Consider the following 13,598-nt stretch of genomic DNA (forward strand, 5'->3'; position numbering starts at 1 on the left):
TTCAAAGAGAATTTTCGGCAAACTCTAACATTTCCTGTGCTTGATTAATGGTTTCTTGGGCATTTTCAGCACTAATGTTTACTTGTAAACCATAATCAGCTTCTTTTCTAGCTTCTTCAGCCGTGATTAAGTATCTATGAAATTGCTTAGGGACTTTCCCTGTTTTAGCAAACTCCCTTCCAAATGCCGAAATGACAGCCGAATGTTTCCCAAAAGCTAAACCTTCGCCCTCCAGAAAAGCTGAAGCTACATAAAACATCGTGTAATAAGCTCGTGATAAGGCAAATTCAGAAAAACCCGCTTCTTTATTTTGTTGAGCAACAGTTAAACTTCTTTTGGCTTTTTCAAGATATTGAACTTGAGCTTCATTCACAGTTCAATCCCCTCTGCCCGCAAATTTCTATAAAATCCAGTTTCTGATTTTTGCCAAGTTTGCGAAGTTGCAAAACAGCAGCTCAAGTATAATTGATAATCCAAGCATAAATCACTTATAAATTCGCTGACTCTTTTGATCTCATCAAAGTATATGAAAGGCTGTTTAAGTACAATCAAAATATCAACATCAGAATCAATTTCAGCCTCACCACGTGCTTCAGAACCAAACAAAATTACTTTATCTAAATTATCTTGATAAAGTTGTTTTAAATATTCTTTGAGTTTCTGAGTTGCAATTTCAACTAATATTCGCCGTTCTTCGAGAAGCATAAGGATACTCCAATAAACAAGCTGATGGGTTTCCTAAAATATTGGGAAAACCCACCCGTACAACAAGATTAATAACCAAACTAGCCTGGAGGCCAAGCCAAAGCGCGTCCTCCGAGAATGTGGAGATGGAGATGATCGACGGTTTGCCCTCCGTCTTCTCCTGTATTAATCACTACTCGATACCCGTTACTCAGTCCTGCTTGCTCCGCTACTCGTTTAACCGTGAGTAATAAATGACCCATTAAGGCATGATCTTGAGATTCAGCATCGGCTAATTTGGCGATCGGCTTTTTAGGAATCACCAGAATGTGAGTCGGAGCTTGGGGAGAAATATCCTTAAAGGCTAGACACAGGTCATCTTCATAGACAATATCCGCCGGAATTTCCTTGCGGATAATCTTACTAAAAATGGTTTCGCTCATGATCGAAGGGCGATAAATTGTATTTTCCTGATCATACAGCACCGACAAACCGCGTTTCTCGGCTCTCTTCTGGTTGTCGTAGTGCGAGCATCTTGCTCGCTGTTAACCTTCTGTTTTTGACCTCCAGCGAGCGGGACGCTCGCACTCCCCATTCCCCCAACCAGAATTGACCTCGATCTTGCTCGCTGTTAACCTTCTGTTTTTGACCTCCAGCGAGCGGGACGCTCGCACTCCCCATAGCCTCAACCAGAGCGCAAAGCCCTATACAGCAGTTTTCGCTGTTATGTGGGACATCTTGATCCCCCTAAATCCCCCTTAAAAAGCAGGGGGTTTTCCTATTCCCCCCTGCTTTTTAAGCAGGGCAAGGGGGGATCTTTTCCTACTGTCCACCGATACAGCGCTTTGCGCTGTATCATTGCGACCGAAGGGAAGCAATCGCCAAGATTACCGGGAATGCTGGGATTGCTTCATTCCGCTTGCGCGACCTTCGCAATGACATACTATAACTGATCCAACAGACTTGATATCACCATACAATTAGAGCCACAAATCAATGTTTGAGGATGACATTAAAGCCAATTGCCCACCATGACGAAGGGGGCCCAGTAAATGGGATGACGATATTTACTCTGCAAGAGGTTAATTTGAGCCTGTTGTAGTGCTTTAGCTTTGCTCATCCCCGGTTGATTGAGATGTTGGTAAAAGTCAACCATAAATTGGGCGGTAGATTGGTCTCGAACGGCCCAGAGTGTGGCCAGGGTGCTTCTTGCTCCAGAGCGCAGAGCTACCCCAGCTAATCCTAAAATCGCCCGCTCATCTCCTTGTGCTGTTTTGCAGGCACTGAGTACGAGTAATTCGATGGGGTTTTGTAAAGGTTGCGATCGTGATCGCACCAAGGTATCGAGATCCCGCACATTAATCTGGCTATCCCAAGTTAAGATAAATGTACCTTCTGCATCAGAGCTAAACTGGCCATGGGTAGCTAAATGGACGATAGGAAAAGGGGTTTCTTGAATGGCTTTTTTCAATTCTTCCGCCGTAAATGTCCGATCCAGCAACAGGCGAGTTTTAATCTGATGACCAATTTGTTCCACTTCCTCCGCGACACCGGGAAGGGGGCGAAATCCCTGGCGAGCTTCACTGAGTCCAGCCGTGAGCGCTTGTAACTTTTCTGGCTCTAGAGGAGGAGATTGGATCAGTTGCAAGCTTTTGGTTAGGGCGATCGCATACTCTTCAACTAAATAGTGTTCTCCATCATAAAGCGCAGCCATGGGCACATTTTGCAACTGACTATCGAGAACAAAGACTAAGGTTTCAATTTTCGATGCTCTTAAGGCACTCTCTGCGGGTTGAATCAGCCAATTATAGGCTTGTTGGTAGAGCTTCAGCCGTTCTTGATTGGAATAGGCAGGGTGTAAAGATTGGCGCATTTGTCGTAAATGCTCTTCTAATTCCGGTTGGGGAATGGGGGTAGAGTAGTGTTGTTGGATGTCGCCGGGAAGCGTGAGAATGACTTCTAGGCGATCGGGTAAAATAATTGGATAAATAACCGCAGCTTTCGGGTCAATTTTATCAATGGGTGTCGGGCGGTTGGCTCGACAGGCTTCACGGAAAAAGTGATCTAATTCTGCCAGTTGCAGAGCTTCGAGAATGTCACGGGCTTCTTGCACCCGGTTTAGATCTTGTGGATTCTCCTCATCCGGTTGTAGCAAAAGACCAATTAATCCCCGATAAACTGGATCGATATCTTCCCTAAAAGAAAATTGCATATCTGGGTTGGTTGCTACCACATCCCCCCGAATTGACTCTAGGGTATCGACTGCCGAGCGATAGGCAACCAGGGCAGAACGTTCATCCTCTTGTTGCACCAGTAGTTGCCCTTGTTGCCAACTGGCTCTGGCTTGCAAGTCAGCCGCGCCGATTTTTTGGGCCATAAACAGAGCTTCTTGGGTGAGTTGTAGGGCGGTTTCCAGTTCTTCGTTTTGGGCATAAAGTTTACCCAGTTGCAAGGTTGCCCAGCCTTGCGCTCTGGAGTCTTTGAGGGTAAGGCTCTGTTGTCTGGCAAGTTCGGTGAGTTGGGCGGCGGTTTCTAGCAGCGTGGGGTCAAGTTCGGGTTGCAGGCGAAAGAGTCTCAAGAGACTTTCGGCGACGTTGAGATGGGCGTAAATACTGCTGTGGCTTAGGGGCAGTTGGGCGAGGTCAGCTTTTAATGGGGGGATTAATTCTAGGGCTTCAGTAAAGGCTTGTTGTTCGAGGTGAAGTCGCAGAAGGTTGGCGTTTGCTTGGACTTTGAGCAGGAGATGATCGGGGGTTATGGCGATCGCCTGTTGATAATAGTCTAGGGCTGCTTCTGGATGGTTGCAATCTTTGGCCAGATTGCCCAAACTCAAGAAATTTTGGGCAACTTCTGAAGGAACATTCAAACTCTGGCTCAGATGTAAGCTGTCGTCGAGTAATTGTTGGGCTTTTGCAAACTGAGCCGCGAGATGGAAGCTAACCCCCAAAGTTCTCAAGGCTTGCACTTTCAGCAGGCTAGGGGGTTGAGGTTCTAAGCGTTCGATCAGAGCATTGAGGAGGTCTTGCGATCGCTCATTGAGTCCTAACCGTTGCAGCACTGAAGCTTGATTCAGTTGACTACCGGTTACCCCTTCTGGATCTTTTGCTCGATGATAGGCTTGTTCCGCTTTTTCCCAAGCGGATAGAGCCGCTTCCAGTTGTCCCTGACTGTAATACAGTTGTCCTTGGGTATTGAGAACTTGGGCAAGAATGCCCACTTCTGAGGGTAAAGGCTCTAAGAGATTCAGGGCGCTCTCCATGCTCTGTTTAGCGCTCTCCCAATTCCCCAAACCTTGATAAGCGAGGGCGAGATAACTGAGAGTAAGCGCTTGTTGGGCTGTGTCACCGCTACGTTCAAATTGGGTGAGGGCAGGTTGCCAAAGGGCGATCGCCTGTTCATACTCCTGTTTTTGATACCATTGACGACCCTGTTCAATTAAATCAGTGGTCTCCGTAGTCGCCAAGAAGACCCTCGGTTGTTCTTTTCCCACTGCTGGCACTCCCATGCCAATGAGCAGAGCAACAACCAGAGCAATTAAAGCGATCCATAAGAACTTTACCCAACGGTGTTTGTATTTCGGATATAGCATTTTACCGATTACCGATTACCCCTCATCCCCCTACCCCCTTCTCCCGCAGGAGAAGGGGGAAAGTCAAGAATCCCGTGGGAGAGGGATTGAGGGAGAGGGCATGAATTACCCATTAATGTAGACAAGGCTGAGACAGTATACCGAATTGAGCCGGGGGAGAAGGTTCATCTGCCACTAATTCTATATTGCCGCGCTGATTCACGATCCATCTTTGTGCTTCTACAATCGTTGGTTGTGGCTCAAAAGAGCGATCGCCTCGATCTTCTATCTCTAAATTCGGTCGTAAATCTGACCAAATGGTAGCCGTGCTTAAGGTTTGGGTGGGGTCTTCCGGTAAACCTCCCCGTCCTTTGACGACAAAAACATTACCTTCATCTTCCGAACACCCCACGGTAATCAATTGACTGGGATCGGTAAAGGTTTGCGGGGACTCAAGGGTAAGGATGCGATCGTAGAGATGGATATTCCTAAACGAACTGACTCCATCAATGGTCAACTGGAGCGTTTGCGGAAGGTTCACAGGAGGGGTAGGGCGTATTTGACCGAGGGTGGGACTCCCATAGATGAGCAGTCCCAGGACAGTGAAGCCATAGAGGGGGATAGGGTGGACAGAAAACATTGCGAGGTAATGGGTAATGGGTAATAGGAAAACTGTTTTTTGCGCTATATAGCAAACCTAAATGAGTTATGTAATAACTGCCCCTCATCCCCCTACCCCCTTCTCCCGCAGGCGCTACCCTGCTTGCCCTGAGCGTAGCCGAAGGGAGCGAAGTCGAAGGGCGCTGTCCTGCTTGCCCTGAGCGTAGCCGAAGGGAGCGTAGCCGAAGGGAGCGTAGCCGAAGGGAGCGTAGCCGAAGGGAGAAGGGGAAAAGTCCCTCTCCCGTGGGAGAGGGATTGAGGGAGAGGGCATTTCCTGTTGCACAACTCATTTAGACTAGCTATAGTCCCCATTCATAAGGTTTATACTATCTGCCGTATGGGAGTGAAAAGGCGATCGCGTTGCGAAAAGTCTTGATATCAGATGAAGGTCGCTGAAACCGTTGTCATGTCCTTAGCATGAACGGCTCTAATACTCCCAACGACTACAATCAGGTGGCTCTTGAGGGTCAGCAGATGCGTGCAATTTTCGTAAGAATCCTGGATTAAATTCTGCTTCTTGCCAACCACAAGCTGATTTCACTTGCTCAGGAGTGAGGTCGGCTCCACGGAGGTTGGCATCACTAAGGTCGGCTCCACGGAGGTTGGCATCACTAAGGTCGGCTCCATAGAGGTAGGCATCACTAAGGTCGGCTCCATAGAGGTAGGCTCCACTGAGGTTGGCTCCACTGAGGTCGGCATCACTAAGGTCGGCTCCTCTGAGCTTGGCATTACGGAGGTCGGCTTTACCGAGGTAGGCATCACTAAGGTCGGCTTCATAGAGGTAGGCATCACGGAGCTTGGCATCACTAAGGTAGGCATCACTAAGGTCGGCTCCACTGAGCTTGGCATCACTAAGGTCGGCTCCACTGAGGTTGGCATCACTAAGGTAGGCTCCACGGAGGTCGGCTTCACGGAGGTCGGCTTCATCATAGAGGTTGGCATCACGGAGGTCGGCATCACGGAGGTAGGCTCCACGGAGGTCGGCTTTACCGAGGTAGGCTCCACGGAGGTCGGCTTTACCGAGGTCGGCTTTACCGAGGTCGGCTCCACGGAGGTCGGCTCCACGGAGGTCGGCTCCACGGAGGTCGGCATAGTGGAGGGAGGCATCACTGAGGTAGGCTCCACGGAGGTCGGCTCCATAGAGGTCGGTGTGATTGAGCCTGGCGTGACTGAGGTTGGCTTCACGGAGGTTGGCTTCACGGAGGTCGGTGTCAATGAGGCTTGCTCCAAAGAGGTTTACTCTACTGAGGTTGGCGTGACTGAGGTTGGCTTCAAAGATGTTTACTCTACTGAGGTTGGCTCCTCTGAGACTCCAACAACGCAAAGAAGTTAACTGATACCAAGTACAACCTTTAGCCAAATACCCAGCTGCTTCTGTCCGTTTGTAAATAGATCCTCCTATATGTTCTGATGCTAAAGTCTTGTAAGCAGCGCCAATTCTGAAGTATGTGATTGCCTCGTTAAGCGCAAAGACAACAGCGATCGCCATGAGCCAAAGCTTCCACTTCTGGGGACTTGGCCGCCTCTTGGGAACGCTGTCTTGGGGATGGGTAGAAGGGGATTGCTCAGAATCGGAAGTAGCCATGATGGGAAGGCTCTTAAAAAATGTCTTATATCTCTATTTATACTCCATTTTTAGGGATAGTGGCTAGGTCGGCAGGAGAAGACCATGATCGGATTGAAAGTCCACTGCACTATCGTGCCCATCCTGCGATCGCATGGATCTGACTCTGTGAATGGGAGAGGATGGCGATCGCCTCTTCATACTCCTGTTGTTCATAAATTGACGACCTTGTTCAATTAAATCAGTCATCTCATACACTGATGACAGATGACTTCAACCAAGCAGCTATGAGTACCACAATTGCTGAGGGTCAAATTTACGATCGCCTGGGGATAACTCCCGAACAACTGGTTGACTTTTGTCAGCGCTGGCATGTGGCTGAGTTGGCTGTGTTTGGCTCCATTCTGCGGTCTGACTTCCATGCTGGCAGCGATATTGATATTCTGGTATCCTATCAACCGACGGCTCAACGGGGACTGTTTGAAAAGATGCACATGCAGGAAGAGCTAGAACTCTTATGCTCGCGCGATGTTGATTTGATTAGCAAGAAAGCGATAGAACGCAGCCAGAACTGGATTCGACGCAAGAATATTCTCGATTCGGCTGAGGTAATTTATGTCGCGAGATAGAGAATCTTTAGTCGATATTATGACGGCTATACAACTTATTTTTCAATATACTCAAGGTATTGATTCTCAAAGCTTGAGCAGTAATCTAGAAAAACAAGATGCGATCTTGCGCCGGATTACAATTATTGGTGAGGCCACCAAAAGATTATCAAAAGAGTTTAGACAACTGCATAGCAGCATACCCTGGAAAGAAATAGCAGGTATGCGCGATGTGATTACTCATGATTATGATGAAGTCGATATTGATGAAGTTTGGAAAGTAGTTTCGGAGAATTTGCCTCAACTTCTGAGCTATATCGAACCGTTAGTTTCCAATGATGATAACCCAGAATAATTTAGGTTGGAACGCTGTGTGTGGGATGAGCAGAAGGGGGTTGCTGAGAATCGGAAGTAGCCATGATGGGAAGGCTCTTAAGAAACGTCTTATATCTCTATTTATACTCCATTTTTAGGGATGGCGGGTCGGTCGGCAGGAGAAGACCATGATAGAATTGAAAGTCCACTGCACTATCGTGCCCATCCTGCGATCGCATGGATCTGACTCTGTGAATGGGAGAGGATGGCGATCGCTCCCGTCTCGGCTAATCTCGGCTAAGATGTATCAGACCCTATTCTCTCCTGCGAAGCGCTCTAGTTTAATCTGATTGAGTATCAGAAAAAGACTGTTTTTGACGCTGGTGAATATCAGCCAGGATATCATCCATACTCATTTCATCTAGCCATTGATGACGCTCTGCGGTGTAATCTCCATTGCCTGGGTCAAACAATCTCAAAAATTTTACCGAATCCACATAACCCAGGTTATCCACTAACACCTTAAAGCCTTTTCTAGCCAGTTCAACTGGAGTCATACTATTTTCGCCTCTTTAGGTTTCAACATCCATTAACCAAATCACAGGATTGGCAACTTTGACCCTGAGAATATCTTCATATTCTATCGCTTTTTTCATCAGGCGATCGTCAGTCGTTAAGAAAATATCAACATTCCCCTCTTCAGCGCAAGCGATATGTAGGGCATCATAAGATTTCAACCCTAGTCCAACCAACTCCCTTGCACGACCAACCACATTATCTGTAACTAATATATTATCTTGGGCAATTGATAAAGACTGCATAACTTGTTCCGCCTGATTAGGATTAGGATTTTGAGAAATTTCAGACTCTATAGCTGTGCTACTGATTAAGATAAAGTCCCCTGATAAACATCGTAAAGTAATTTGATCAATTGCCTCGGTCTCAAGTTTAATTCTCTGTTGTGATTGATCGTCAAAAGGGCGATGCAGACAGCAAACATCCATATAGATGCGATAGTTCACTAGATCGCTTCCTCCAATGTCAAGAATTTTTTCATATAGCCAATTGGAATAGTAATGAGACATGGCTGTAGGGGCGAGCGGCCGCTCGCCCCTACATATACCGATGTTCTAGATAGATTGTAGAGAGATTGATGTGTCTCACTGTTAATCAAGTTTACTCCATTTTTAGGGATGGCGGGTCGGCAGGAGAAGACCATGATCGGATTGAAAGTCCACTGCACTATCGTGCCCATCCTGCGATCGCATGGATCTGACTCTGTGAATGGGAGAGGATGGCGATCGCTCCCGTACCTAAGAAATTAATGGGTTAAGGTTAATAGGCTATTATGGCTGATTTAAAGGATTTTGGGACTGTCTCAGCTCAAATGAGGCAACGCAAGGAGTGGGTTAGCGTAGCGTGTCCGAAGGACAAACATCTTGCTCGCTAGAGAACGGCAGCGAGCAAGATGCTCGCACTACACTCATTACTCATTACTCATTACTCACTTATTGCTTCCCTGCCCTGGGAATGACAGAATTGGGGTGAGTATCCACAACTGAAGCAACTGATGACCATGAGTACCCTGTCTGGAGATCTGCAAACCCCCATCCCCCACGATCCTGACCATATTTTATCGCCTTTGAATGGGTGGCAGGCGATCGCCAGTTCGGTGTTAGGAACGAGCCATCAGAAGCGGGGACAACCCTGCCAGGATGCCCATGCTTGGGATATTCTGGGGCCGGGATGGATTGTGGCAGCAGTGGCAGATGGGGCGGGTTCTGCGTCGTTGTCGGATGTGGGAGCGCAAGTGGCAACGCAAACGGCAGTGGAGCAGATTAAGCGCCAATGGGATAAATTAGAGGCAGAACATGCCGAGGTCTGCTGGGAAGAGCTATTAGGGGAAGTGTTAGAACAAGCTCAAAATGCGATCGCCGCAGAAAGCTTGAGTCGAGATATAGAAGTGCGTCAGTTAGCGAGTACATTGTTAATTTTGGTGGCTAATTCCCAGAAGGTAGCAGTCGCGCAAGTCGGTGATGGAGCCGTGGTAATTGGCGATCGCCAAGGTCATCTTACCGCACTCACCCAGCCAGAAAACGGAGAATATGCCAATGAAACTACCTTTTTGATTTCTCCCAACGCCTTAGAGAGCGCCCAAATTAAAGTTTGGGAAGGAGAAATTGCCCATTTTGCCCTCTTTTCGGATGGACTACAACGATTGGCCCTAAAATTACCCGAAGGTAATCCCCATGCTCCGTTTTTCACGCCCCTTTTCCGGTTTGTCGATCAAATGGAAGATGCCCAAGCAGCTCAAAGTCAATTGGAGGAATTTCTGGCTCATCCCCGGATTACGGAACGAACAGATGATGATTTAACTATGGTATTAGCCAGCTTGAAGTCAATGAAACATTCATAAAATGCCAGAGGATCGCGATCGCTCCCGTCTAGGCTAAGATCTCTCAGAAGACGATTACCCATTACCGTGCGAAGCGCCCTATGTTACCAGCCAACCTTGCCAACCTCATTACCATTGAACCCGGCAAACGGGGAGGAAAACCCTGTATTCGAGGCATGAGAATTACAGTTTATGATGTCCTGGAATACTTAGCCTCTGGAATGACCTATGAAGAAATTCTAGAAGATTGTCCCTATCTCACCCAAGAGGATATTTTAGCTTGTTTAAGTTTTGCTGCTCAACGGGAGCGATTGATGGTAGTCGTTGAGTAATCATGTTGTTATTTGACCAAAATCTCTCACCTCGATTAGTTGATCGTCTGGCAGACATTTATCCTAATTCTATGCATGTTGATAGGCTTGGATTAGGCTCTGTGCCAGATCGCCAAGTTTGGGATTATGCTATTATCAGAGAGGGAGTCAATGGCAGATGTTTTGCACAGAATTCGCAGTCGTCCTAGAGCTAATCCGCAAGATTTTGGTTTTAGGGATAGCACGGTGTTAATTCGAGAGGATCGCGATCGCCTATAGTTTAATCGGATTGAGAATCGGAAGTAGACTGTTTTTGACGCTGGTGAATATCTGCGAGGATATCATCCATACTCATTTCATCTAGCCATTGATGACGCTCTGCGGTGTAATCTCCATGGCCTGGGTCAAAGAGTCTCAAAAATTTTACCGAATCAACATAACCCAGGTTATCGACTAACACCTTAAAGCCTTTTCTAGCCAGTTCAACTGGAGTCATACTATTATTTTCCTCTTGAGGTTTCAACATTCATTAACCAAATCACAGGATTGGCAACTTTGACCCTGAGAATGTCTTCATATTTTCACGACTAACCACACTATCTGTCACGAATATCTTATCTTGGGCAATTGATAAAGACTGCATAACTTGTTCAGCCTGATTGGGGTTGGGATTTTGATAAATTTCAGACTCTATAGCTGTACTACTGATTAACATAAAGTCTCCTGATAAACATCCAAAGGTGATTTGCTCAATTGCCTCGGTTTCAAGTTGAATTCTCTGTTGCGAGCGATCGTCAAAAGGGCGATGCAGACAGCAAACATCCAGATAGATGCGATCGCCATAGGAGTATGATAGCTGCATCTGATGGTGTGGGCGACGCTATCCCCATTCCCCATCCCCACTACTCCCACCGACTACAATCAGGTGGCTCTTGGGGGTCAGGAGATGCACTCAATTGTTGTAAGAATTCTGGATCAAATTTGGCTTCTTGCCAACCACAAGCCGATTTAACTTGCTCAGGAGTTAAGTCTTTAACTTTTTCCCGTACTTCATCTGCGCGAAAGTTGGCTCGACTGAGGTCGGCTCCTCTGAGGTCGGTTCCACTGAGGTCGGCTCCTCTGAGGTCGGCTCCACTGAGGTCGGTTCCACTGAGGTCGGCTCGACTGAGGTCGGCTCGACTGAGGTCGGCTCGACTGAGGCCGGCTCGACTGAGGTCGGCTCCACTGAGGTAGGCTCCTCTGAGGTCGGCTCCACTGAGGTAGGCTCCTCTGAGGTAGGTTCCACTGAGGTCGGTTCCTCTGAGGTCGGCTCCTCTGAGGTTGGCTCCTCTGAGGTTGGCTCCACTGAGGTTGGCTCTCCAGAGGTTGGCTCCACTGAGGTCGGCTCCTCTGAGGTCGGCTCCACTGAGGTTGGCTCCACTGAGGTTGGCTCCACTGAGGAGCTGACCACTGAGGTCGGCTCCACTGAGGTAGGCTCCTCTGAGGTCGGTTCCACTGAGGTAGGCTCCTCTGAGGTCGGCTCCTCTGAGGTTGGCTCCACTGAGGCCGGCTCCACTGAGGTTGGCTCTCCAGAGGTTGGCTCCACTGAGGTCGGCTCCACTGAGGTCGGCTCCACTGAGGTTGGCTCCACTGAGGTTGGCTTCAAAGAGAGGCTCACAATTACCGAAGATAAAAGGCATCGACTTTAGAGCAGAATTCAATGCTAGAGAAGGATGGAATGAATCAAAGAGTTTTGAATGTCGCCAACAACGGCTAGTGAGATAAAGAACTGCTTTCGGCTTTTCGGCAACAGACCCTGATTTTAGAATATTGTAAGCATGTTCAATTCTGGCTTCTCTGATCCTTGGTTCAACGATCGCAAATACAATACCCAATACAATAGCCAAAGGAATCACCAAAAGCCCCCCAAACTTCAAGCGATTTCGCCCTGTCTGTCGAACACTGGCTTTTATCCATGCTTTTGCCAGTTCCGATAAGGGATAATCCTCTCCATGTTCCTGCTGAAACTCCCTGCTATCTCGCAACCGTCTTCCCTGCAACAGATAACCTTGATTTCTCTCTCGGTTATCCCACTCCTTCGCTTCGGCTTCCAGTTGGCGACCTTCTCGAATCGCCTCTCGATTCTCATTCACCCAGGTTCTCAGTTGTCCCCAGTAGCGAATCAGAGCTTCATGTACCACCTCAACCGTTTCTTCTCCCTTCCCATTTTCACCCGTAACCACTAACCGCTCCGTGGCTAACGTCGTCACAAATCTCCAGTCACATGCGCTTAATTCCCCTTGAGTCACCTGTCGGCGCGTATCTCCCGTCCCCTCTCCCAGATTCACCAAACGAATCAAAATCGACTGCGCTTGCTTTCGTTCCTCCACTGTCCACTTCTGCAACACTCCGTCTGCATGACGAGTTAACGCTCCTTTAACTCCACCAATCTCTTGATAAGCAACATGGCTAATCTGTTTTCCCTCACGTTGTTTCCATAATTGAGTTAGGGCAAACTCCAGTAAGGGTAAGTTTCCCGGCTCCTCGATATCATCGAGAATACTCGCCACCAAACCCGGCTCAAACTCCACCCCCAATTGTTGCGCTGGCTTCTCAATCACCTGCCGCAGTTGCATCTCGCTCATCGCTCCCAACTTCATATCCGAGTGCAGCACCTCAGCAAAACTGGGATATGAGAGCGCATTACCCAAAAAATCTGCCCGCATCGTCAGCACCAAGACCAAGGGCGAGTCAGACCCTCTACTATAGATATTGTCAATCAGAATATCCAGAAACTGGCGACGAGTGGTTTCATCCTCGCAAACCGTGTAGAGTTCTTCAAATTGATCGGCAATCAACAGTAACCGAGACTGGGGATAATTATGAGTAATCTGCTCAATGACATCGGACAATAAAATCTCACCACTACGGAGCCAATTTGCTAATTGATTACTTTGTTGAATCCGCTCCGTTTCATTCTTATTAGGAGCATACAGAGGAACCAAAGCCTGAGCCAAAGCAAACAAGGGGTCGGGACTCTCCTGTTTATCCTTCTTGCGAATGGCTCCCGGACGAAAATAACTAAACTGCCAATTCCCTTCCTGCTGCAACTTCGGCACTAACCCCGCAAACACCACGGAAGACTTGCCACTGCCAGAAGCGCCCAAAATCGGAATAAAGCTACGGGTTTGCGTCGCCTTATAGAGCTGCTTGACAAAATCCTCCCGTCCAAAGAAGAATTCAGCATCCTCCGGCCCAAAGTGAAATAACCCGCGATAGGGACAAGGTAAGTTATCCGGTTCCTGACTCGACTCGGTAGACCCGCTCTGAATCTGGGATTGATAGTAGTAATTGTAGATAATCTGGTGCTGGTCAATCCGAACATCTCGACCAGCATTGGCTACTGCTGCGCGATTCTCTGCACCAGAAGCGGTAGTATTGCCAACAGACTGCTGGCGCGGAGGTTGGTTTGGTTTTGTGTCCTGACTCATTGTCCCCAGAGATTAATTAATGT

General features: G+C 47.9%; 16 protein-coding genes and 1 pseudogene. 5 read left to right on the plus strand and 12 right to left on the minus strand.

Annotated features, from left to right (window positions below):
• Position 1: 1 nt before the first annotated feature.
• The 7 genes from PMG71_RS01910 to PMG71_RS01940 all read right to left on the minus strand — a co-directional run bounded on the left by PMG71_RS01910 (position 2) and on the right by PMG71_RS01940 (position 6,725).
• Positions 2-373 carry a HEPN domain-containing protein gene (locus tag PMG71_RS01910; RefSeq protein WP_283751948.1) on the minus strand — a complete coding sequence of 124 codons (372 nt, stop codon included), beginning with the start codon at positions 371-373 and terminating at the stop codon, positions 2-4.
• Entirely contained in the window at positions 370-705 is a 336-nt protein-coding gene (locus tag PMG71_RS01915) for a nucleotidyltransferase domain-containing protein (protein ID WP_283751949.1), read from the minus strand. Before PMG71_RS01915 ends, PMG71_RS01910 begins: the two co-directional genes overlap by 4 nt.
• A gap of 80 nt (positions 706-785) precedes the next feature.
• Positions 786-1,127: a histidine triad nucleotide-binding protein gene (locus PMG71_RS01920; protein ID WP_283751950.1), complete on the minus strand. Its 342-nt coding sequence runs from the start codon at positions 1,125-1,127 to the stop codon at positions 786-788.
• 569 nt (positions 1,128-1,696) lie between these two features.
• Positions 1,697-4,273 (minus strand): CHAT domain-containing protein, encoded by a 2,577-nt coding sequence (locus PMG71_RS01925; protein WP_283751951.1) that lies wholly within the window; start codon positions 4,271-4,273, stop codon positions 1,697-1,699.
• Between the two features lie 112 nt (positions 4,274-4,385).
• The gene (locus tag PMG71_RS01930) at positions 4,386-4,892 is read right to left on the minus strand and encodes a hypothetical protein (protein WP_283751952.1); all 507 of its coding nucleotides are present in this window, start codon (positions 4,890-4,892) and stop codon (positions 4,386-4,388) included.
• Between the two features lie 447 nt (positions 4,893-5,339).
• Positions 5,340-6,497 (minus strand): pentapeptide repeat-containing protein, encoded by a 1,158-nt coding sequence (locus PMG71_RS01935; RefSeq protein WP_283751953.1) that lies wholly within the window; start codon positions 6,495-6,497, stop codon positions 5,340-5,342.
• A gap of 63 nt (positions 6,498-6,560) precedes the next feature.
• Positions 6,561-6,725 carry a hypothetical protein gene (locus PMG71_RS01940; RefSeq protein ID WP_283751954.1) on the minus strand — a complete coding sequence of 55 codons (165 nt, stop codon included), beginning with the start codon at positions 6,723-6,725 and terminating at the stop codon, positions 6,561-6,563.
• Positions 6,726-6,763: 38 nt separating this feature from the next.
• Here PMG71_RS01940 and PMG71_RS01945 point away from each other — a divergent pair, with 38 nt between their 5' ends.
• Together PMG71_RS01945 and PMG71_RS01950 are read left to right on the plus strand one after the other, a co-directional pair.
• The gene (locus PMG71_RS01945) at positions 6,764-7,105 is read left to right on the plus strand and encodes a nucleotidyltransferase family protein (RefSeq protein WP_347178742.1); all 342 of its coding nucleotides are present in this window, start codon (positions 6,764-6,766) and stop codon (positions 7,103-7,105) included.
• Complete coding sequence (locus PMG71_RS01950; RefSeq protein WP_283751956.1) at positions 7,092-7,439, plus strand: HepT-like ribonuclease domain-containing protein; 348 nt, start codon at positions 7,092-7,094, stop codon at positions 7,437-7,439. The genes PMG71_RS01945 and PMG71_RS01950 overlap by 14 nt, the downstream gene beginning before the upstream one ends.
• A gap of 301 nt (positions 7,440-7,740) precedes the next feature.
• On the opposite strand, the gene PMG71_RS01955 is transcribed toward PMG71_RS01950, so the two are convergent.
• Complete coding sequence (locus tag PMG71_RS01955; protein ID WP_283751957.1) at positions 7,741-7,956, minus strand: hypothetical protein; 216 nt, start codon at positions 7,954-7,956, stop codon at positions 7,741-7,743.
• 15 nt (positions 7,957-7,971) lie between these two features.
• Positions 7,972-8,484: a PIN domain-containing protein gene (locus tag PMG71_RS01960; protein ID WP_283751958.1), complete on the minus strand. Its 513-nt coding sequence runs from the start codon at positions 8,482-8,484 to the stop codon at positions 7,972-7,974.
• 485 nt (positions 8,485-8,969) lie between these two features.
• Here PMG71_RS01960 and PMG71_RS01965 point away from each other — a divergent pair, with 485 nt between their 5' ends.
• The 3 genes and pseudogenes from PMG71_RS01965 to PMG71_RS23775 all read left to right on the plus strand — a co-directional run.
• Positions 8,970-9,815, plus strand: coding sequence for a PP2C family serine/threonine-protein phosphatase (locus PMG71_RS01965; RefSeq protein ID WP_283751959.1), 846 nt, complete (start codon positions 8,970-8,972; stop codon positions 9,813-9,815).
• Between the two features lie 80 nt (positions 9,816-9,895).
• Positions 9,896-10,126 carry a DUF433 domain-containing protein gene (locus PMG71_RS01970; protein WP_283751960.1) on the plus strand — a complete coding sequence of 77 codons (231 nt, stop codon included), beginning with the start codon at positions 9,896-9,898 and terminating at the stop codon, positions 10,124-10,126.
• A pseudogene (locus PMG71_RS23775) lies at positions 10,126-10,257 on the plus strand (DUF5615 family PIN-like protein); the annotation flags it as partial. The gene PMG71_RS01970 and the pseudogene PMG71_RS23775, both read left to right, overlap by 1 nt.
• A 128-nt stretch (positions 10,258-10,385) precedes the next feature.
• Here PMG71_RS23775 and PMG71_RS01975 read toward each other — a convergent pair.
• Genes PMG71_RS01975 through PMG71_RS01985 form a run of 3 tightly spaced genes read right to left on the minus strand, consistent with a single transcriptional unit; the run spans position 10,386 to position 13,575 of the window.
• Positions 10,386-10,631: a hypothetical protein gene (locus PMG71_RS01975; RefSeq protein WP_283751961.1), complete on the minus strand. Its 246-nt coding sequence runs from the start codon at positions 10,629-10,631 to the stop codon at positions 10,386-10,388.
• 12 nt (positions 10,632-10,643) lie between these two features.
• Positions 10,644-10,967, minus strand: coding sequence for a hypothetical protein (locus PMG71_RS01980; RefSeq protein ID WP_283751962.1), 324 nt, complete (start codon positions 10,965-10,967; stop codon positions 10,644-10,646).
• Positions 10,968-11,007: 40 nt separating this feature from the next.
• Entirely contained in the window at positions 11,008-13,575 is a 2,568-nt protein-coding gene (locus PMG71_RS01985) for a pentapeptide repeat-containing protein (protein ID WP_283751963.1), read from the minus strand.
• Positions 13,576-13,598: the final 23 nt, after the last annotated feature.

The organism is Roseofilum acuticapitatum BLCC-M154 (assembly GCF_030068475.1).
In the GTDB taxonomy this organism is placed as follows: Bacteria; Cyanobacteriota; Cyanobacteriia; order Cyanobacteriales; family Desertifilaceae; genus Roseofilum; species Roseofilum acuticapitatum.